Annotated in this window: 15 protein-coding genes; 1 reads left to right on the top strand and 14 read right to left on the bottom strand. The window is 31.6% G+C overall.

From position 1 onward, the window contains the following. Positions 1–418 precede the first annotated feature (418 nt). From GXK57_RS07495 to GXK57_RS07455, 9 genes are all read right to left on the bottom strand, one after another. A complete protein-coding gene (locus GXK57_RS07495; RefSeq protein ID WP_160673816.1) occupies positions 419–2,767 on the bottom strand; it encodes a YhgE/Pip domain-containing protein in 2,349 nt (782 codons plus the stop codon). 131 nt (positions 2,768–2,898) lie between these two features. Continuing rightward, positions 2,899–3,225: a metalloregulator ArsR/SmtB family transcription factor gene (locus GXK57_RS07490; protein WP_160673813.1), complete on the bottom strand. Its 327-nt coding sequence runs from the start codon at positions 3,223–3,225 to the stop codon at positions 2,899–2,901. Between the two features lie 312 nt (positions 3,226–3,537). Further along, entirely contained in the window at positions 3,538–4,233 is a 696-nt protein-coding gene (locus GXK57_RS07485; RefSeq protein WP_160673810.1) for a histidine phosphatase family protein, read from the bottom strand. Positions 4,234–4,531: 298 nt separating this feature from the next. Beyond that, positions 4,532–7,537 carry an exonuclease domain-containing protein gene (locus GXK57_RS07480; RefSeq protein WP_160673807.1) on the bottom strand — a complete coding sequence of 1,002 codons (3,006 nt, stop codon included), beginning with the start codon at positions 7,535–7,537 and terminating at the stop codon, positions 4,532–4,534. 304 nt (positions 7,538–7,841) lie between these two features. Beyond that, positions 7,842–8,564: a nitroreductase family protein gene (locus tag GXK57_RS07475; RefSeq protein ID WP_160673804.1), complete on the bottom strand. Its 723-nt coding sequence runs from the start codon at positions 8,562–8,564 to the stop codon at positions 7,842–7,844. Between the two features lie 347 nt (positions 8,565–8,911). Then, a complete protein-coding gene (locus GXK57_RS07470; RefSeq protein ID WP_160674142.1) occupies positions 8,912–10,801 on the bottom strand; it encodes an ABC transporter ATP-binding protein in 1,890 nt (629 codons plus the stop codon). 16 nt (positions 10,802–10,817) lie between these two features. Further along, positions 10,818–12,557 carry an ABC transporter ATP-binding protein gene (locus GXK57_RS07465; protein ID WP_160673801.1) on the bottom strand — a complete coding sequence of 580 codons (1,740 nt, stop codon included), beginning with the start codon at positions 12,555–12,557 and terminating at the stop codon, positions 10,818–10,820. Between the two features lie 168 nt (positions 12,558–12,725). Beyond that, positions 12,726–13,157 carry a MarR family transcriptional regulator gene (locus tag GXK57_RS07460; protein ID WP_160673798.1) on the bottom strand — a complete coding sequence of 144 codons (432 nt, stop codon included), beginning with the start codon at positions 13,155–13,157 and terminating at the stop codon, positions 12,726–12,728. Between the two features lie 372 nt (positions 13,158–13,529). Further along, entirely contained in the window at positions 13,530–14,480 is a 951-nt protein-coding gene (locus GXK57_RS07455) for an alpha/beta hydrolase (protein WP_160673795.1), read from the bottom strand. A 414-nt stretch (positions 14,481–14,894) separates the two neighbouring features. Between GXK57_RS07455 and GXK57_RS07450 the strand changes: the two genes are divergently transcribed. Further along, positions 14,895–15,752 carry a cation diffusion facilitator family transporter gene (locus GXK57_RS07450; RefSeq protein WP_160673792.1) on the top strand — a complete coding sequence of 286 codons (858 nt, stop codon included), beginning with the start codon at positions 14,895–14,897 and terminating at the stop codon, positions 15,750–15,752. Between the two features lie 99 nt (positions 15,753–15,851). Here GXK57_RS07450 and GXK57_RS07445 read toward each other — a convergent pair whose 3' ends face one another. From GXK57_RS07445 to GXK57_RS07425, 5 genes are all read right to left on the bottom strand, one after another. Then, positions 15,852–17,033 carry a serine/threonine-protein kinase gene (locus GXK57_RS07445; protein WP_160673789.1) on the bottom strand — a complete coding sequence of 394 codons (1,182 nt, stop codon included), beginning with the start codon at positions 17,031–17,033 and terminating at the stop codon, positions 15,852–15,854. 385 nt (positions 17,034–17,418) lie between these two features. Beyond that, positions 17,419–18,414 (bottom strand): oligopeptide/dipeptide ABC transporter ATP-binding protein, encoded by a 996-nt coding sequence (locus GXK57_RS07440; protein WP_160673786.1) that lies wholly within the window; start codon positions 18,412–18,414, stop codon positions 17,419–17,421. Positions 18,415–18,443: 29 nt separating this feature from the next. After that, positions 18,444–19,415, bottom strand: coding sequence for an ABC transporter ATP-binding protein (locus tag GXK57_RS07435; RefSeq protein WP_160673783.1), 972 nt, complete (start codon positions 19,413–19,415; stop codon positions 18,444–18,446). Positions 19,416–19,419: 4 nt separating this feature from the next. After that, positions 19,420–20,271, bottom strand: a complete 852-nt coding sequence (locus GXK57_RS07430) for an ABC transporter permease (protein ID WP_160673780.1) — start codon at positions 20,269–20,271, stop codon at positions 19,420–19,422. 5 nt (positions 20,272–20,276) lie between these two features. Further along, positions 20,277–21,230 carry an ABC transporter permease gene (locus GXK57_RS07425; RefSeq protein WP_160673777.1) on the bottom strand — a complete coding sequence of 318 codons (954 nt, stop codon included), beginning with the start codon at positions 21,228–21,230 and terminating at the stop codon, positions 20,277–20,279. Between the last annotated feature and the right edge of the window lie 67 nt (positions 21,231–21,297).

The raw sequence follows: 21,297 nt of genomic DNA, 5'->3' as shown, positions 1-21,297 counted from the left end.
AAATATAAAATGTTTTATATTTATATAAAACATTTTACCTTGAAATAAAACAGTATGTCAACTTCTAATTAGATAACTTCTCTACAAATATATTATATTCTTTAGATTACTATAATACTCAGCCCTTGTATATTCTATATTCCTCCATAAGATTTACAAGTTTTTAGTGGCTACTATTATTGTTAAATTTGTGTGTACAATTAATTCTTCGCTGGTCATATATTATTAACCGATATTCTTTTGTTGAATATATTATAAAACAAAGGTCTTAGCAGATATAGATACAATTTTTTAGATTATGAACAATAAATAGTAAAAAGAAGCCGCTCACTAATTACTTAGTGAGACAGCTTCCTTTAACTATATATTTATATAATTACCCTCTATAACTTTATAAAAAATATTATTTTGAATTTATCTATGCTGCCTTTAACTCTTCCATATCATCATCAGTTTTCTTTGTTACATTTATAATAGATCTAACAACATATCCACCAACTAAGAAAACTCCCATGAAGCTTACTAGTATGATTAGATTTTTATGTAATAATGATGAATTAATACCTGCTATTATCATTCTAAGAGTGCTAATAGCATAGGTCATTGGGAAAACTTGTCCTACAGCTCTGTAAAATGCTGGAGCTGTTTCTATAGGGAAAGTTCCACCGGAAGAAGACAACTGTAGTAAAAACACTATAAACATTATTGGTGTACCTATTATACCAATGGCATATGAAACACCATACATTACGCTGAAAAATACAATAGCTATGAATATGTTGCTAACATAGAAACTTGATATACTTGTAGCATCAATTTTCAATCCTTTTACTAAGGCAAAGCTTAAAATCAATGCCTGTAGAGTTGCTAAGGAAGCTCCAATAAGTAACTTTCCACCAAAGCTTGTAACAAATTTGTTTTCAGTAACCTTTAATTTCTTAGAAATTGATAAGATAAGGTTTATAAACATGGATCCAAGCCATAAAGATAAACAAACAAAGTATGGTGCAAGTCCTTCTCCGTAGTATTTAACTCCATTTATTGAGCTATCCTTCAAGTCAACTGGTGCTGATACAAACTTTGACATATTATCTGAGTTAAACTTAAGGCTATCATTCATCTTAACGTAGCCACTATTTAAACCATCCTTAAGCTTAAAGGCACCGTCGTTTGCATGATTTAAGCCATCTTTTAAAGTAACAGAACCTGTACTTAACTTATTAAGACCATCTGCCAGTTCTCCAGTTTTAGTAGCTGCAGTACTTAAACCATCCTTAAGAGTAGCTGTTCCATCATTAGCTGCTTTTAATCCAGCCTGTAGTGATAGAGATCCTGAGCTTAATTTCCCTAAACCATTAGAAAGCTCACCAGTTTTCTCTGCTGCTGTACTTAATCCAGCTTTCAAAGCAATACTACCACTTTGAATTGCTTTTGCACCAGTAACAAGCTGGTCCACTCCTGCAGCTGCTTTGCCTTGAGTATCTGCAAGTCCACTTACAAGCTGACTTACTCCATTAGAAAGATTGCTTGCCCCTTGACTCAATAACTGCATTGAACTAGGTAATGGTTTTACTGCCTCAGCCATAGCTGAAAGATGTGAACCTATATTAGCTGTTTTATTTACCGTATCAACTTTCTGAACAGTAGCAACTACAGCTTTTAACTTTTCAATATCTTGATCAGTTAAGTTTTTAGTACTTAAATCAGCCAGTAACTGCTTATCTATAACCGCATTTGCATTACTAACTGCTTGTTCAGTCAGTTTAGCTCCATTAGCTAAGGCGCTAAAGTTATCATAATTTAAAGCTGAAGTTTTTTGTGCTAGCTCACTAGTCTTTTCACTTAACTGAGCAGCACCACTTACTAGTAAGGGTAATTGATCATTCTTAGCAATTAATCCTTGTTTTAAGGTAGTAAGACCATCAACTAATTTTCCAGAACCATCAACTATTTGACTTTCACCGTTAGCTAAGGTATTAAGACCTGTTTTTAAGTCATTAGATCCATTAGCAGCTGTTCCCAAACCCGTTGATAAAGTAGTACTTCCATCTAATAGCTGTTTAGTACCAGTTTGAAGGTTAGAAGCTCCATCACTTGCCTGCTTTAAGCCATCTCTAAGTTGACTAGAACCATTAGCTGCGGTTCCAAGTCCATCAGCTAAAGTCTTGCTACCATCTAAAAGCTTCTGTGTACCATCTTGAAGCTTTGAAGCACCATCTCCAGCATCCTTTAAAGAGACCTTTACATCATATAAGCTATCTACTAATGCCTTTGAAACCTCTTTTTGTATATTAGAACTTAATTCAGTCTTTATGCTTTCAGCAACCTTTTCAGAAATTTGTGAGAAAACAAAGTTTCTCCCCTTGTTTGCTTCATAAATTACCTCAGGGGTGCTAAACTTTCCATCTTGAGAATCTGCAATTTTTTGTGAAAAATCCTCTGGTATTTCGATCATTGCGTAGTAATCTGCACCTTGGACTCCTCTTTTAGCCTCATCATAGCTTACAAACTTCCAGGCTACCTTATCATTGCTTTTTAGATTTTTCTCAAGTTCTTTACCTACGGCATATTCTTTATTATCTTTTGTAACTGACTTATCGTTATTTACAAAAGCAACAGGAACATTGTCAAGTCTACCATATGGATCCCAAAAAGCTCCAAGGTAAATAGAAGAATAAAGCATTGGTATAAACATTACTGCTGCGACTGCTATTGATAAAATAATTAATAAGGATTTTTTGCTACTTGTTTTATTCTTAGAATTCATCTTTTTACCTCCCTTAACCTTAGTACGTGTACTTATCATTAATGATAAATCTTCTATAATTAAGAGGTATTATGAGTAGGTCGCATTATGCGTCCATTCGTTTAATCAATTAAACCAATAGGCTAAAAAATTTATCTAAAATGACAAGTACCTTCGATAAAATGTAGAAGCTGTTCAATTTCTTCTATTGGTTTTTTTAGCGTTAAAAAATATAAATTTTCTGTGCCTATCTTCTTAATGCCCACAAAGCCTGCTTGTTTTAATATCTTTAAATGATGTGATATAGCAGGTCTAGAAAGTGGAATACCTTCGGTAATCTTATTTACATTGAGGCCTTCCTCTTCTTCTGCTAATATCATTATTATGTTCTGTCTATTCTCATCAGACAAAACATTAAAATATGGAATACATTGCCTAAATTGATCCAGTATCTTTTCTTTACTCTCTTTATTACTCATACCTACCTCCTATTCGTTTATTGGTTTAATCTTTTAAACATATATAATAATATAATCTTTAAGTTTTAGTGTCAATATACTAATTATAATGTAGACAATTACATAAAAAATTTAATAAATTAGCCCTTTTAGAGACTTCTCTTAAGACCTAATATTAATACAATTATGAGAATAGAAGTCATCAATAAAAAGATGATTTAACCTCTTTCATGTATGACTTCTTATCAGATAATATTTAATTTTAGGCTATTCTAAAGTCTTGTGCATCTGCCCTACGATACTTTAACAATGCCTAATATCCTATTATAACATCTATAGCTTATTTCTTATTTCTAAACCTTTGTTATAATAACTCAAATCATTTACTGAAACCACATTAAATATTCCATCCTCATACTCAACTAGTGAGATACTTGAGTTATCAATTCCTGTAAGCTCTAAATTATTATCCAAATTCTCCAGTAAGTTCATAAGTATTCCCCCGTGAACTACAACAAGAACATTTCCTCCACCATTGCCTTCAACCTTAGTGCATATTAAATTTATGGCTTTCATTATTCTTTCTATGACTTGATCATAATTTTCAGCTTTTTTTGTTTCGTCTAGTGCTGCACAACTATCCGTAAAAGCTCTTCCTGAATCTGAAAATTTAAAAATTTCATCAAAGCTTTTTAAATTTAAATGCTTCAGTATATCATTCATCATTATGATTTCTTTTTCACCTTCGTATTTGCCAAAGTATACTTCTCTTAGCTCAGGTAATTCAATCAGTTCAACATTCTCTGAACTTATGTTTTCCTTTAAAACTATTCTAGCAGTTTTTATAGCTCGTCCAAGGTCACTGCTGTAAACAGCCTTGAACTCAATATCTCTTAGGGCATATGCTACATTTTCAGCTACTTCTATTCCTTCTTCAGTGAGGACACCATCGCACCAACCTTGTACTCTTTCTGCTTTATTAATTATAGTTTGTCCGTGTCTCATTAAATATAATGTTACTTTACTCATTACTTCTCTCCTATCACCCATATCAAAAATTCATCTAACAAATATATATATCTTTAACCTTGAATATTCATGCTTTTAATATAAGGTTTTTTGCTATCTCTATATTAATTATAATCCAATTAGTATTTGTAAGCTATTAGCATTTGTTTTCAAAATCTGAAAATACCCCTTTGTATCTCTGTACTTTGAAATATTTTAAAAACTAATAGAATGAGTATTATACAAAATTTCTATATTATAGTACTAAGTATAAGAAAAACACCTGCAAAATATATTTCAGGTGGCTTCTAACAATTAATTATCTTAATAAAATATCCTCAAAGTAAGCCATAATATCTTTCTTACTTTTTCCAAGGTTTATCTCTTGATCTGCTATAAATATATGCACACCATGAATTAAACTTATGTGGACATCATATTGTAGATTTCTCTTCTCATATTCATCCTTAAAGAAGACATTAACAAAATCCTCTACTTTTATAGGATCATCAAGCTTGCTTGAATTTTTACACTTTTTTAGCTCATTTTTTATGGTTTCTTTTACTTCCTTCATTATCTTATATAGGTTAATTTGCTTCCATCTCTGAGTTCTTCGCTTCAAATCTTTGAAAATTTCATTTTCATCATTTCTTATTATAGGAACTCCATGAAGCTGCTTTTCAAGCTTTCTTACTGTAGAGTTAGTGCTGTCAAACTTACTCATTATAAAAAGCGCTCCATAATCATACTCGGTCCTTATAATCCTTCCATAAATTTGCTTTAAATCTATGGACACTATTGGAAAATTAATATTTGCATATGCCTGCCAATAGTTTTTTCCTTTTTCAATGCCATTTTCAACCAAAGATTTATAAAAAGGTTCCTTGCTATTAATGTTAGGTACCTTATCTAATATAACTGTAGTCATAGAATCTCCAGGAATATCTATGCCTTCAAAGTAACCTTTAGAGCCCAGAAGAATATACCTATTATTTCTTGATTTAAGCTTTACTATATCCTTCTTACCTTCAACCAGTCTTATTCCTAAGGAAGAAAATGAATCTAAACTGTCGTTTTTAAAAGCCTCTAATCTTTTTCTACTTGTGAAGAGTATTATAATATTGCCTTCTATGTTATCAATTAATTTTAAAACAAAGTTCTTCATTTCTTCTGCAAAAGAGCCTATGTCGTTTGGATCTATATTTTCTATAGCATATACCGCACTTTTTCCCTTATAATCAAAAACTGGATCGATAGGTGGTACTTCAACTATTTCTTTATTTTGAGACTTAGCTATATTTATCCCCAAGGAGTTTTTTAGATTGTTGTACCCATTGTCGGTACTTAAAGTTGCTGAAATAAATAGACAGCTTTTTGCACCATTGAGTATTTTATCGTAAAAATCACCAGATACATCTAGAGGGATACTACAAATCCTCCACCAATTGAGGTTTTTATCAACTTCAAAATAAAAGCAATAATCTTCTTTATTCTGTACAATAATATCTTCTATTAGCCTAATATAATTGCCTATGACTTCAACCTTCTCAATTAAAACCTTCAGTCTCTTATCCTTTTCTAGTGCTTTTATTTCTTTAAAAATAGAAGCACATTTATCTAAATACAGATTAAGAGACGACACATCTTCTTTAAGAAAAGTCAAAGCTTTAACTATATGCTCAGTATTAGGATTACCGTTTTTAAGATGTTCTTTAATATTGTATTCTTTGCTTATACCAGAGTGGTTTATATAGTTCTCAAAAGCAGTTTTAACATTATATATTTGAGTAATGCACTGGTCTATATCCGCTTCAATCTCCCTTAGAGGCAAATTCTTATCTTTTGCTCTTAAGGATAAGTAGTAAAGGTAGCCTGTTTTTTCTTTACTATTATATATTTCTTTTAAAAATTTCTCGAACTCGTAAGAAATAAGCGAACTTTCAAAAGCATCATAGGCTTCTTGAGTAAGATTGTGAGCTTCATCAATTATTATATTTTCAAGTGGAGCTACGTTTTGATAAGGCCACTTTAATAACAATGAATGATTAACCACCACTAGTTTTGACTCTCTTAGCGCTTCTACTTTGGAGGCATAGTAGCATCTTTCTCTATAGCTACAACTCTCTATATCACATAGCTCCCCATCACAATAGCATTGCTCTATTATGCTATTAAGCTTTAGTTTTTCTTTAATACCATAATTTATATCCTCAATATCACCTAAGCCTTTTTCAGTTATAAGTCTCTTTAGATAAATATAACCAAGAAGAGTATTAATATCCTTAGGATACTCTATATCTTCGAACCTATCAAAACACAAGTAATTACTTTTTCCCTTAATCAAATCATAGCTAACATCATCTTTTACATTAAGTGACTCTAAAAGGTTTGGTATATCTTTATCAACCAATTGACTTTGCAAGCTCTTAGTATTGGTTGATATAATTACTTTTTCATTATTTAAATAAGAATAGATGGAAGCTGGTAAAAGGTAAGCTAAACTTTTTCCAAGACCTGTAGGGGCCTCCATTATTGTGAATTTACTATTTTGTAAACCCTCTCTTATAAACTTAGAAGCTTCTCTTTGCTGAGGTCTCAGTTTGTAGCCTCTTCCAGTTCTAGTCCATATCTCTTTATGGTCAAATAACTTTTCGTAATCCTTTAGTGCAAATACAGGATATGCTTTTTGCTTTAACTCTTTTGTAATAGATATGTTAGCATTATCTATAAAGTACTTAACATTATCCATATTAATGTTAGATAAGAATCTATACCATTGCCATTGCTCTAACTCTGCAATGGTCATAGGCAAAGTAAAACCGCTTTCTATATAGAATGTGCTTATAACCATATTAAGAACTTTAATGGTATCTTCTGAATCGCTTAGTCCCCTATGCTTCTCTTCTATTTCTCCTTTTAAAAACCTATTAATCAAATATTGAAGATTAAATTCTTGAAGCTCTGGAAATAGAATTGCAACTAGTTCTAAGGAATCTAAAAATTCATTATCTATATTCAAAAAGCTTTCTTCAAAAGCAGCATTGTGACATATTATCGGCATATCCTCTATAAAAATCCTTAATTCCTTCATCACTTCATCTAACTGTGGAGCTTTATCTAGCTCATCTTGAGTCATATCCTTACAGAGATCCAATATGTTAAGAGGAACAGACCTATTAGGATTTACTAAAGAACTAAACCTTGTTACATCATTATTCTTAATCTTTACAGCACCAATTTCTATGATAGTGTCCTTTTCAGGATCTATACCTGTAGTTTCAATATCTAAAAATATTACGTTATTTAAAATACTATAAGGTTCCATATTTTCTCTCCAGTGCTCTAAATTAAAACTATCAAATAAACTTTATATAGATATATCACTTCATTAATAAACTTATAATTTATGATGGAAGTGATACATCTTTAAAAACTATTTAATTATAACTTGAAGCTAGATATGAAACAAGTCAATTTTTGCCCAGCTTTTTTTACAGTAAATACAAACACTGATTCTCCTACTAAATTTTTAATACATTATCTCCTGACAGATTTTTCTCATATACAATATTAGAAGTAATTGTATAAAAAAAATTCGCTAAATAGATCTCTTTAGCGAATTTTTCACATTATTCTTTAATAAACTTACCTGGATTGCCAAATTCAAAGTTACCTTTAGCAGCCAAAGAGAAATGTGCTTTAGCAATGCCAAGGTCTACCAAATCAAATACATAAGTATCTTCTATTGAAGCGGTTACTGTGCTTTTGGAGTAGTTAAACTTCACTTTTTGTGTGTTCATAGCTGAAGGAGCCTTTTGTACCGCACTTATACCTTCAACAAACCAATTGGGAACTTCCCCATCTGCTGAGTAAAACTCTCGAACTTCCTTTGTTTTACGATGTGATAATTTATATATAAGTTTTTCTTTAATAGTTTTGTCTTCTTTTACATTACCAACTGGTATTACACACACTAAAGCTTCATCTTCCTTTACGGTACCAATTGGTGTTTTTTTATCAAAAGTTCCACCTACCCAGCATGTTCCTAAATCTAATTTAGTAGCTTCTAGCACCAATAACTCACCATAATAGCCAAGCTTTTCTCTTAAGTTAGGATCATCTGCTTTTCCTACTAGGGCAAATAAAGCTTTAACACCTGAAAACATTCCATAACTTTTACTTAAACCATTAAAGGCTTCACTTCCATCTTCTAAAAACTGTATTGAAATATTTCCTTGCATATTATATTCAGCTATAAGTCTTTCTAAAGTATCAATCTTATCTTTAGCTATTGGGGTAGGTAAGTAGCTTCTTCTAGATATTCTTTTATCAATTGCTTGCAAATTATCCATTTTACACTCCTATAAATTCATATTCTAATATTTTATTTATAACAAGTTATTGTATGCAATCTTACATGAGTTATATTCAATTTGCTTCATTAAATACCTATTTGAAAGGCTATTACTTCAATGCATATGAATATAACTTATACACATTAAATTGCAAACAATTAATTATATAATTGAATTATAGTTGTATATACAAGTTTAGTCAACTATGGATTTATACCTGTAAAAGAATCTCTAGAGTCTGCGACCTTCGAAAAAAATGTTTTAAGTTCTTCAGCCATATTTCTTTAAATCTATTCTATTAAGCTATATCATTATGATTTCACTTAATGAAGCTATAGGCTAAGTTATGACAGTTCAAAGGCTCCAGTATATAGCTGATAATACTTACCTTTTTGCTCTATTAAATCCTCATGGCTTCCTCTTTCAATGATTTTTCCTTGCTCTAATACCATGATAACATCTGAATTCTTAACAGTTGAAAGTCTATGAGCAATTACAAATACTGTTCTGCCTTCCATAAGCTTATCCATTCCCTCTTGAACAATAGCTTCAGTTCTAGTATCAATACTTGAGGTTGCCTCATCAAGTATTAACACAGGAGGATCAGCAATAGCTGCTCTAGCTATAGTAAGCAACTGTCTTTGCCCTTGAGACAGACTTCCACCATCACCTGTAAGCACTGTATCATATCCATTAGGTAAGTGTTTAATAAATCCATGTGCGTTTGCTAGCTTTGCAGCAGCATAAACCTCTTCGTCTGTAGCATCTAATTTACCATATCTAATATTGTCAGCCACTGTTCCAGTAAATAAATGAGCATCTTGAAGAACTACACCTAGTGATCTTCTCAAATCACTCTTTCTAATTTTATTTACGTTTATTCCATCATATCTTATTTTTCCATCTTGGATATCATAAAATCTATTAATCAGATTGGTTATTGTTGTTTTTCCAGCACCAGTTGCTCCAACAAAAGCTACCTTCTGACCTGGTTTAGCATAAAGCTTTATATTATGAAGTATTATCTTTTCATCATTGTAACCAAAATCTACATCGTCAAATATAACTTCTCCAAGTAATTGTGTATACTCTAAAGTACCATCTGAGTGAGGGTGTTTCCAAGCCCACATACCAGTAGTTTTCTTACCTTCTTGTATTTTACCATCTGTATCTCTCTCTACATTTACTAGTGACACATAACCTTCATCCATTTCTTTCTCTTCATCTAAAAGGTTGAAGATACGTTCAGCCCCTGCCAAAGCCATAATTACAAAGTTGAACTGCTGAGCCATTTGACTTGTGGTCTGACTAAGGCTTCTAGTCAACTGTAAAAACGAAGCCAGCCCACCTAAGGTTAGTCCACCAAAGGAGCTAATTGCTAGGATTGCACCAAAAATCGCTATAAGAACATAGCTTATATAGCCGATGTTTCCCATAATAGGCATTAGGACGTTGGCATATTTGTTAGCGTTATTGGCACTGTTAAAAAGCATATTATTCAATTTATCAAAATCATTTTTAGCTTCTTCTTCGTGGCAAAATACTTTTACTACCTTTTGTCCTTCCATCATCTCTTCGATATATCCATTTACGGCACCTAAATCCTTCTGCTGAAGTCCAAAATACTTTCCACTTTTTGCTCCAATAATCTTTGTAGCATAAACTATTGCTATTATAGTTAGTATTTCGATAAAGGTAAGCGGTATGCTTATAAAAATCATAGAAAAGAATATGCTTACAACGGTTATAAAGGCTGATAAAAGTTGAGGAATACCTTGACTTATCATTTGCCTTAAGGCATCAGTGTCATTTGTATATAAGCTCATAATATCTCCATGGGCATGGGTATCAAAAAACTTTATAGGCAAAGTTTCCATATGGTCAAACATATCATCTCTTAGCTTTTTCAATGATCCCTGAGATATAATAATCATCATACGGCTATATGCGTAAGTGGATATAACTCCTATACCATAAATTGCCGCCATTGTGATAATTGCTTTTAGCAGCGGTCCAAAATCTCTTCCTGAGCTTTTAAGTAATGGTGCAATATAATCATCAATTAAACTTCTCAAGAATAAGGTTCCAACTACATTTGAGATAGAACTAATTATAATTGCTACGGTTACTAAGGAGAATAAAACTTTATATTCCTTAAGCACATAAACTAGTAATCTCTTTAGGGTTTTCAGAGAAATTCCTCTTTTTTTAATTTTTGTATGGCTACTTTTAATATCTTTTATTTCATTATTATTTTGACTCAACTGTCTCAGCTCCTTTCACTTGAGATTCATATACTTCACGGTATATGTTGTTGGATAAAATCAACTCTTCATGAGTTCCTATACCGTCAATCTTCCCATCATTAAGCACAATTATCTTATCAGCTTCTTGTATTGAAGAAATTCTCTGTGCAATAATTATTTTAGTGGTATTAGGAATAGTTTCTTTGAAAGCTTTTCTTATAAGGGCATCGGTTTTAGTATCCACAGCACTAGTAGAATCATCTAAAATAAGTATCTTGGGCTTCTTTAATAAAGCTCTTGCAATACACAATCTTTGTTTTTGTCCTCCTGAAACATTTGTACCACCTTGTTCAATGAAGGTATCATACTTATTAGGAAGAGCTTCTATGAATTCTTCTGCTTGTGCTTGCCTGCAAGCTTCTATCACTTCTTCCTCTGTAGCATTTTTATTTCCCCATCTCAAGTTCTCCTTTATAGTTCCAGAGAAAAGCACATTTTTCTGAAGCACCATAGAGACTTTATCTCTTAAGGTTTCTATATCATAGTTTCTTACGTCGACTCCACCAACTAGAACTGTCCCTCCTGTTACATCATATAGTCTTGGTACAAGTTGAACTAAAGTTGATTTAGCACTACCAGTTCCGCCGATTATACCTATGGTTTCACCTGAATTAATAGAAAGATTTATGTTTTCTAGCACTAGGTTATTAACGTCACTGTTGTAACTGAAGCTAACATTCTTAAAGACTATTGATCCATCTTTAACTTCATAAATAGGACTTTCACAGTTTCTTAGATCACTTTTCTCTTCTAAAACTTCTAATATTCTTTCTGCAGAAGACTTAGACATTATTACCATAACAAAAACCATAGATATTATCATAAGACTCATCAATATGCTAGTGGTATAAGTAAATAAGCTCATAAGCTCCCCAGTAGTCATAGACTTAGAAACTATCATCTTCGCTCCAAGCCATGAAAGTAAGAGAATACAGGCATATACAGAAAACTGCATTGCAGGAGCGTTAAGAATAATAACCTTTTCTGCTCTCATAAAATACTTATATAAAGTTTCTGATGCCTTATAAAATTTATTTACCTCATGCTCTTCTCTCACATAAGCTTTTACAGCACGTATACCAGTTAAATTTTCCTGAACACTAGCATTTAAAGCATCATACTTTTTAAATACCTGTAAAAAATAAGGATGTGCCTTAGTCATAATAAAGTATAGTAATATTCCTAAAAAAACTATGGCCCCTAAGAATATTAAAGAAAGCTTAGAATTGATATAAAAACACATAAACATTGCTGAAAAAAGCATAATTGGAGCTCTAGCAAACATTCTTATTACCATTTGGTATGCATTTTGCACATTGGTCACATCTGTAGTTAATCTAGTAACTAAACCTGCAGTAGAATACTTGTCTATGTTGGAAAATGAATAATCCTGAATATTGTAATACATTGCTTTTCTCAAATTTCTTGCAAAACCTGTAGAAGCACTGGCTCCATACTTTCCAGATAGAAAACCAAAGGTTAAGGCTAAAAAGGATGCTACTATCATTACTGTACCAATAATGCAAACGTAGCTTATATCGCTTTTCCCAAGTCCCCTATCTATTATCCAAGACATAAGTAATGGAATTATTACTTCCATAGCAACCTCTAAGGTTACAAAGAGAGGTGTCAAAATAGAATCTTTTTTGAATTCACCTACATACCTAACTAATTTTTTTATCATGTTTATCCCTCCTATTGTTAGAATTCTAACTATTACTCTAAAAAAAAGAAAACTTATGTTTTCTGCTATGCCTTTATCATATACATCTTGAAAGGTAGATGCGAAAAAAAGCTCGCTGAAGAAGATCGCTTCAGCGACTTTTTACTGTGACTTTTTTATATTATAATTTTAGTCTGCTATTTTATCTGATAATCTGTTTAAAAGTCCAATTAATATCTCAGCCTCATCATCATTTAACTCATCTCTTAAAGACTTTTCGAATTTGAGTATAAAATTATAGACATTTTCTTGAATCTCTAATCCCTTTTCAGTTAGAACTATCTTCTTTAATCTAGCATCCTCTTCAACGCTTACTCTTTTTATATATCCGTCCTTCTCCATTAGTTGTAGTATACTTGTTACAGAAGAACGTCTTATATTCAACTCTTCCTCTAAATCTTTCTGAAAGATATCCCTATTTTTTGATTCATGGTATAAAAAGCCTAATATTCTTCCCTGAGATCCTGTTATACCAAACTTCGAAGCCTCACTACCTATTCGTCTATTGATTCTGTTTGCAAAAATAGTAACTATTCTTCCGATATGTTCATCTCTATTCATAATCATTCTCCTAAGATTTAGTTAGATACCTAACTAATTTCAGTATAAGTAAAATTTATTTAATTGTCAATATATCAAATCTATATATCAGTTTAACTTTTTCCACTAATCCCCCACTATATTTAATATTATCTTTTATACTTAAATATATAATTTTAATATAGAAGGAGGTGATATCTATGGTAAAAAACTGCATAAACTGCAACATAAAAATTAAAAAAGCTTCTATAAATACTGGTTTAGAAAAAAATCATGCATATAAGTGTATACTTCATCCCATGAGAATGTAATGTTAATACACTTACTATGCATGATTTTTTAACATTTAAGGTATGTTTAAGAATACTATCAAAATTACTAACTTCCCCACTGCTATTTTATATATTTGCTCACGAACTCTTCTACCTTCTTTTTATAAGTGTACGGATCTTTAGCTAAAGATGCAGCATGAGTCGCACCATCAATTATAAGAAGGTCTTTATCAGTCTTGCAAGCATCATATACCTTGTGAACCATTTCTGTAGGTACAAAAGTGTCATTTCCTCCATGTATAAAAAGCATTGGAACTTTAGTCTTTTCTACTTGCTTTATTGCAGAAGCATCACTAAAGTTATATCCGGCTTTTATCTGAGTTAATAAACTAGTGGATGGAATGATAGGAAATGCAGGAAGCTTGTACATTCTTTTAAGCTCATATTCTAGCTGATCTTTAACAGAGGTATATCCGCAATCTTCAACTATAACCTTTACTTGCTCAGGAAGATTTTCTCCACTTACCATCATTACTGTTGCTCCGCCCATAGACACTCCATGAAGCAGAATTTCAGCATTACTTCCAACCTTTTCAATCATTAAGTTTATCCATTTTAAGTAATCCTTACGATCAGGCCAACCAAATCCTATGTATTTTCCTTCACTGGCACCATGTCCACGATCGTCTGGCATTAAAACATTATAACCTAAATCATAGTATATCTTAGCGTAATCACCCATACCCTTACCTCTAGAGCCATAACCATGAGCTATGATGGCAGTTTTATTGGTAGTAGTCTTAGCTTTTATATAATATCCTACAAGATTAAGTCCATCATCTGTCTTAATACCTACAGTCTCATACCCAGTATTATTAATCCATTGTTCTCCGCTGCTTACCTTAGGCTTTGCTCCTGTATTGGAAGCTGGCAAATCACTACTTTTGTTAAGAAAATCCTTACTGTTCCTTCCTATGGCTAAGTTATAAAAAAAGAAACTAGCAAAAATATCTGCTCCCAAAAGCAATACAACTATAATAGACGTTATTATAATTATGTGTTTTTTCTTCATTTAATTTGTCCACCTACTTTCATTGTCTCAATATGAAGTAATAACTTATAATGATATCTTAGATATTAATAAATTAGTTACTTATTTATTATAAGCTATAGATATGTCTAACTCCAAACAAAATATTAATAAAGATGAAATAAATCATTGCCAAATCTTTATGATTTTAATGTAATATAAGTTTGCTCATGCAAGAATTATTGCCAATTAAAGTATTTATTAAATAGCTGTAAATACTTAGTACAAATATAGTAGTTATTAGTGATTCACATTCTATATCAATAATACAGCTCATTATCAATTGATAACAACTAATAGTACTTAATCATTGATTTTTACTGATATATGGTATATTATGTAGTTAATGAATTTATCATTTGATAAGATTATTAACTATATTTGGAGGTATCTCAAATGAACAATAAAGTAAAAGTAGCTAGGTTATCTCTTATGTCAAATTCAATTTTAATAATCCTAAAATTAACTGTTGGAATTTTTACTGGTTCTGTAAGTATAATTTCTGAGGCTATACATTCAACTATGGATTTGCTTGCTGCAGTTATAGCTTTCTTTTCTGTAAAAATTTCTGATAAACCAGCAGATGAACTTCATCCTTACGGACATGGTAAAGTTGAAAATATTTCAGGAGTAATAGAAGCATTACTTATTTTTGGTGCAGCAATTATGATAATAGTTGAATCAATAAAAAAACTGATTCATTACAAAGATATTGATAATGTTGGAATTGGATTCTTAGTTATGTTTCTCGCTTCAATTATAAACTTTATTGTATCAAAAAAACTTTATAAAGTTGCAAAAGAAGAGGACTCAATTGCATTAGAGGCTGATGCTCTTCATCTACGAACTGATGTATACACTTCCTTAGGTGTGGGCATTGGACTACTTTTTATTTGGATAACTAAATTGAATTACTTAGACCCGATAGTTGCCATTCTAGTTGCATTGTTTATATTAAAAGAAGCTTTTGCTTTACTAATTGCTGCATTTAATCCTCTTTTAGATGTAAAACTATCAAATGAAGAAATTGAAGTTATCAAAAATATTATAAATAAATATTCATCTTTGTTTTGTAATTATCATGATCTTAAAACAAGAAAAGCCGGAAGAATAAAATATGTAGAAATGCATTTAGTTTTTGACGACAATACGTCAGTAAAAGCTGCCCACGATATATGCAATAAAATTGAACATGATATAGAACAATCATTAAGATATACTCAAATTATGATTCATTTAGAATCTCCAGAATAAGAGTTATACTTTATAAACCTTAAACACCTATGTATAAAGAGGAAACAAAAGTTAAAAATGGTAGATATAGAAAAAGTTCACTAAAGAATAGTGAACTTTTTATTTTTTCTTTTTACTATGCCCCTTCCCTTTCTGAGTATTAGAAAGGACTTGGGAATTATTCGAGTTGTGCTGATCTGTAACACTTGTATTCCCATCTTTTTTTTGGTAATCAGTATTAACTTCTGACTTATTTGATGCACTATCAGTCACTTGCTCTTTAGGATCTCTAGCTTCCTGAGCTTTGTTATTAGAATTATCAACACTTGTGGCATTATCTATAAGCTTAGAGTTATTAAGTTCATTTTCCTGTTGGTTCAGAAAATATAGCGATGTTAAAACTAATATCACTAATAATGGAATAGCTATAATGAATTTATTTATTTTCTTTGATTTAATATCTTTTGCTTCTTCAATTTTAGTAGTATCATTGTTAAGCAAAATTGAGGTCTTTTCATAGTAGTTATCATTAGATAGTTGTATTAACTCATTTCTTAGCTCTACCACAGAAGAATATCTATCCTTAATATTTACCTGAACACACTTTTGTATTATTTTAATTAGCTTTTGATCCACAGCTTTTCCGTAATTTTCATCAATTAAAGGTTCTGCACCACTAAAAGGCACCTTTTTTGTAACCATAAAATACATTACCATGCCAATCCCATAGATATCCGTTTGTATACAAGATTGCATTGCTCCATGTTGTTCAGGTGCCGCATACCCACTTGACCCCATTGAAACAGTGTCCGTATCCTTGTCAAATTTATAAATCCTTGAAATTCCGAAATCAATTAAGATAATACTATTTTCTTTTGTAATCATAATATTTGAAGGCTTTAGGTCTCTATATATAATAGCTGGCGTGAAACTATGCAAATATTTTATTATATCACATACCTGAAGAATTATAGCTATAATACTTTCTAGGTCACTTACGTCATTGCTATTTATATAATCAAATAATGTCTGGCCTTCCACATAATCTTCCACCATATAGATGAAATCCTGTTCATAAAATACGTCTATAACTCTAGGAATCCCTGGATTATTAAGTTTTTTAAGTATATTAGCTTCTGATATAAGATTCATATCTAATTTATCATTTCTCTTCGTTTCTTTAATGGCCCAAAGGTTATTAAGTCGTATGTTCTCGCATAAATAAACAGTCCCCATACCTCCTTTACCAAGAACTTTTATTATCTTATATTTATTATCTAAAACATATCCTGCAGCTAGCATAGTTTCCCCCGTACGAAATTCTTATTATAGTATAAATTAATTCTAAAAATATTAGCTAAACTTAGGTACTGCTACAAAAATGAATTTATCTATATACCTTTGTAGTATACTAATTTAACTTTGAATTTATTAACATATAATTAGAATATTTTTATCACTTATATAGTGTACGTATACAATTAGTATTTTTTAGGGGGTAATATATTTGTTATTTAATGAATTACATTCTAGACTAAGCATTCTTAGATTTTTTTAATAAGTATATAGGATGAAAATTTGTATCTCCTAGCAAAATTTCTTACCTATGTTTAGAAAATGCTGATACGCAAAAAACTTCGCTAAATAAAAACGCTTTAGCGAAGTTTTTACAATTAGTACAGTTCTACTAATTATTATTATTCAAATATAGGTGACATGCTACAGAGTGTCCCTTTTCAATCTCTATCATTTCAGGGGATACCTCTTTACATATAGGCTTAGCATAAGGACATCTAGTGTGGAATCTACAGCCTGATGGTATGTCCATTGGACTTGGGATGTCTCCTTCAATTATTTGTCTTTCTGATAACTTTGCTTTTTTAGGGTCAGCTACTGGTATTGCTGATAGAAGCGCTTTAGTGTATGGATGCAGCGGATTATTGTAAAGATTATTACTTTCCGATATCTCCACTATATTTCCTAAGTACATCACACCAATTCTATCAGATATATGTCTTACCATAGATAAGTCATGAGCTACGAATAGATATGTAAGACCCATCTCTTTCTGTAAATCCTCCAGCATATTAACTACCTGAGCTTGAATAGAAACATCCAAAGCAGAAATTGGTTCATCACAAAGTATAAAGTCTGGCTCAGTAGATATAGCTCTAGCTATACCTATTCTTTGACACTGACCACCACTAAATTCATGAGGGAACTTCTCCATATCACTTTTCTTAAGTCCAACCATTTCAAGTAACTTTTCAATCTTCTTTGTTCTCTCTTCTTTATTAAGGTTAGTATGTAAAATTAGTGGCTCACTGATTAGTTCTTCAACATTCATATTGGGATTAAGTGAAGAGTATGGATCTTGAAAAATAATCTGCATCCTTTTACGGTATTCCTTCATATCTTTCTTGTTAAGCTTTGATATATTATTGCCTTCAAAGAATATATCTCCAGCTGTTATATCATATAGTCTGGTTATGGACCTTCCGAGGGTAGATTTACCACATCCTGACTCCCCTACTAGTCCAAAGGTCTCCCCTTTTTTTATTTGAAAAGAAACTCCATCAACAGCCTTTACAACTTTTTTACTGCCTCCTATAAGACCGCTTTTTACAGGAAAATATTTTTTTAAATCTTTTACTTCTATTAATATTTCTTCAGAGTTATTCACTTTAATCCTCCTTACTATACTAAGAAAACTTATTCTGACAAAAAGCACATAGATCTATGGGTTTTTGAGTGGTTCTTATAACTTGGCATTGCATTAAAACATCTTTCCTCGGCATACTGACATCTTTCTGCAAAAGGACATCCTTTAGGTGGATTTAGTAAAGAAGGAGCTGATCCTTGAATAGGTTTAAGGCGTATCTTTTCTTCACCTTCTACCTTAGGTATTGAATTTAATAAAGCCTTTGTATATGGGTGCTTAGTTTCATAAAATATTTCTTCTGTAAGCCCTTCTTCCATTATTAAACCACCGTACATTACAGCAATTCTATTGCAGATATTAGCTACTACTCCAAGATCATGAGTTATAAGTATTATGGACATATCATTATCTTCTTTAAGTGCTTTTAAAAGCTCTAGTATTTGAGCTTGGATAGTAACATCTAAAGCAGTAGTAGGTTCGTCTGCAATTAACAGCTTTGGCTTACAAGCAAGTGCCATTGCTATCAACACTCTTTGTCTCATACCACCACTAAACTCATGAGGATATTGAGTTATTCTCTTTTCAGGCATAGGAATTCCTACAGCTTTTAATAGTTCAACAGCCAATTCCTTGGCTTCTTTTTTACTTACACCTTTATGTCTAACTAGTATTTCAACTATATGTTCTCCAACTTTTTTTAATGGGTTTAAGGCCGTCATAGGGTCCTGAAAGATCATAGCCATCTCTTTCCCATTGATCTTTCTCATCTCTTTACGAGATAGTTTTAGTATATCTTTTCCTTCAAAGTTGATTTCACCAGAATCTACTTTAGCATTTTCTTGAAGAATATTCATTACAGATCTCATAAGAACACTTTTCCCGCTGCCTGATTCTCCAACAATGCCGAGTATATCACCAGTATTAACCTGAAAGCTTACTCCTCTTACTGCTTGTATCTTTTTATCTTTGTTATAAAAAGTAGTTTTTAAGTTTTCAACCTTAAGAAGCTTTTCTTCATTCATAATGCTATTTTCCACCTCCTGAAGTTCTTGGCTCTGCAAATACTCTTAATACATTTCCTAATTTATTAAAGGAGTATATGGTTAAAATTATAAGTATTCCTGGCAAGATTGCCATGTATGGCGCACTCTGTAGATTAGTTTGAGCATTTTGTAGTAAGTTTCCCCAAGAAGACATTGGTTGCTGAATTCCTAAACCTAAAAAGCTTAGAGAAGATTCAGTCATTATGGCATTTGCGATACTTGAAGTTGAAGCTATTATTATTGTAGGAAATACACTTGGTATAATGTGTCTAAAAATTATATTTCTAGAGGATTCACCGATAGAATTTGCATATAGTACATACTCTCTTTGCTTTACAGAAAGAGTCTCTGCACGTACTAGTCTTGCAGTCTCCATCCATGAGAACAAGCCAATTACTATGATTATTGCTTGTAGACCAGGTTTTAAAAATATACTTACTACAGTAACAAGTATCATCCAAGGAATTGAGGATATTATATCAACAAATCTCATCAATAAGTTATCTATCTTACCTCCAAAATAGCCACTTATTGTACCAACTCCAATACCAATACTTGTAGAGATGATCATTGCAAGAATTCCGACAATAAGAGATACTCTACCACCATATATAGTTCTCGCTAAATAATCTCTCCCAAGTTCGTCAGTTCCAAAGATATGACTTGAGCTAGGAGTTTGTAATATAATTGCAGTATTTGTTGCATCAGGGTCCATTGGTAGTAAAAATGCGAATATAGAAATCAATATTATAAAAGCTAGAAAAGCTACTGAAAACAAAGCACTTTTATTACCTTTTAACTCATCTATAACGTTCTTTAATCTTATGCTTTTCATAGATCTTACTCCATTTCTTTTATTCTAGGGTCAACAATTGAATATAATATATCTGACAGTAAATTACCTATTATAACCATAGAAGAAGATAAAACTAAAATTGCCATAATAACTGGATAGTCTAGTCCGCGAACTGCTGTAACAAAATATGGTCCAACCCCTGGCCAACCAAATACAGTCTCAGTAATCATCGCTCCAGTTACAAGCATAGGCAATGCCATCCCTACCTTCGTAATAATTGGTAATAATACATTTTTACATATATGCTTAAATAATATTTCTTTTTTACTAGCTCCAAAGGCATTTTGTACCATTACATAACCTTCAGAAGTTTGTCCAATCGTTGAAGATCTTACATATCTTATAAGTCCTGGAGTATATGCAATTACTAAAACCAAACATGGCATTATATAATGAAGTAAAAAGTCACCAGCTGAGCCTTCGACTCCTATAGTATTCATACCTAATATAGGTAATAAAGCAAGCTTATACCCAAATATATAAATTAAAATCATTGCAAACCAAAAGGTTGGAGTAGCTATGCTTATAGAACAGAAACCATCTACAATCTTGTCTACAAATTTATTTTTGTTTGCTCCAGCAACTAACCCAAGAACTATGGATACCACTAGGGCAATCAAATAAGCTGGTAATACTAATATCATAGTAGCTGGAAGCCTTGCAGCTAAGTCATTTGATATTGCTTCATGCGTTACTATAGAATATCCAAACTGGCCTGTAACCATGCCTTTAAGCCATAAAAAATACTGAACATAGGCAGGTTTGTCAAAACCGTACTTGGCTTTTATTAGATTGACTGTTTCTTGAGGCATTTTTGGTGTTGTCATTGCATCAACAGCGTTGTATGGTGCTAATTGAATTAATGTAAAACATATTATAGTAATTATTAAAAGTAGCGGAATAGCCTGAAGAATTCTTTTAAGTATGTATTTTGCCACTTTATTCTCACTTCCTTAATTAATAAATTATACATGGAGAATATACATCCCCATGTATTGAAATTAA

Source organism: Clostridium sp. C8-1-8 (assembly GCF_009928445.1).
Classification (GTDB): domain Bacteria; phylum Bacillota; class Clostridia; order Clostridiales; family Clostridiaceae; genus Clostridium_AR.
Note: the sequence above shows the minus strand (reverse complement) of the source record. Positions and strands in the feature narration are given on the sequence as shown.

What these genes read in the sequence shown, in the direction of transcription:
- GXK57_RS07495 (WP_160673816.1), bottom strand. Translation starts at nt 2,767, where the DNA reads ATGAATTCTAAGAATAAAACAAGTAGCAAAAAATCCTTATTAATTATT.
- GXK57_RS07490 (WP_160673813.1), bottom strand. Translation starts at nt 3,225, where the DNA reads ATGAGTAATAAAGAGAGTAAAGAAAAGATACTGGATCAATTTAGGCAA.
- GXK57_RS07485 (WP_160673810.1), bottom strand. Translation starts at nt 4,233, where the DNA reads ATGAGTAAAGTAACATTATATTTAATGAGACACGGACAAACTATAATT.
- GXK57_RS07480 (WP_160673807.1), bottom strand. Translation starts at nt 7,537, where the DNA reads ATGGAACCTTATAGTATTTTAAATAACGTAATATTTTTAGATATTGAA.
- GXK57_RS07475 (WP_160673804.1), bottom strand. Translation starts at nt 8,564, where the DNA reads ATGGATAATTTGCAAGCAATTGATAAAAGAATATCTAGAAGAAGCTAC.
- GXK57_RS07465 (WP_160673801.1), bottom strand. Translation starts at nt 12,557, where the DNA reads ATGATAAAAAAATTAGTTAGGTATGTAGGTGAATTCAAAAAAGATTCT.
- GXK57_RS07460 (WP_160673798.1), bottom strand. Translation starts at nt 13,157, where the DNA reads ATGAATAGAGATGAACATATCGGAAGAATAGTTACTATTTTTGCAAAC.
- GXK57_RS07455 (WP_160673795.1), bottom strand. Translation starts at nt 14,480, where the DNA reads ATGAAGAAAAAACACATAATTATAATAACGTCTATTATAGTTGTATTG.
- GXK57_RS07450 (WP_160673792.1), top strand. Translation starts at nt 14,895, where the DNA reads ATGAACAATAAAGTAAAAGTAGCTAGGTTATCTCTTATGTCAAATTCA.
- GXK57_RS07445 (WP_160673789.1), bottom strand. Translation starts at nt 17,033, where the DNA reads ATGCTAGCTGCAGGATATGTTTTAGATAATAAATATAAGATAATAAAA.
- GXK57_RS07435 (WP_160673783.1), bottom strand. Translation starts at nt 19,415, where the DNA reads ATGAATGAAGAAAAGCTTCTTAAGGTTGAAAACTTAAAAACTACTTTT.
- GXK57_RS07430 (WP_160673780.1), bottom strand. Translation starts at nt 20,271, where the DNA reads ATGAAAAGCATAAGATTAAAGAACGTTATAGATGAGTTAAAAGGTAAT.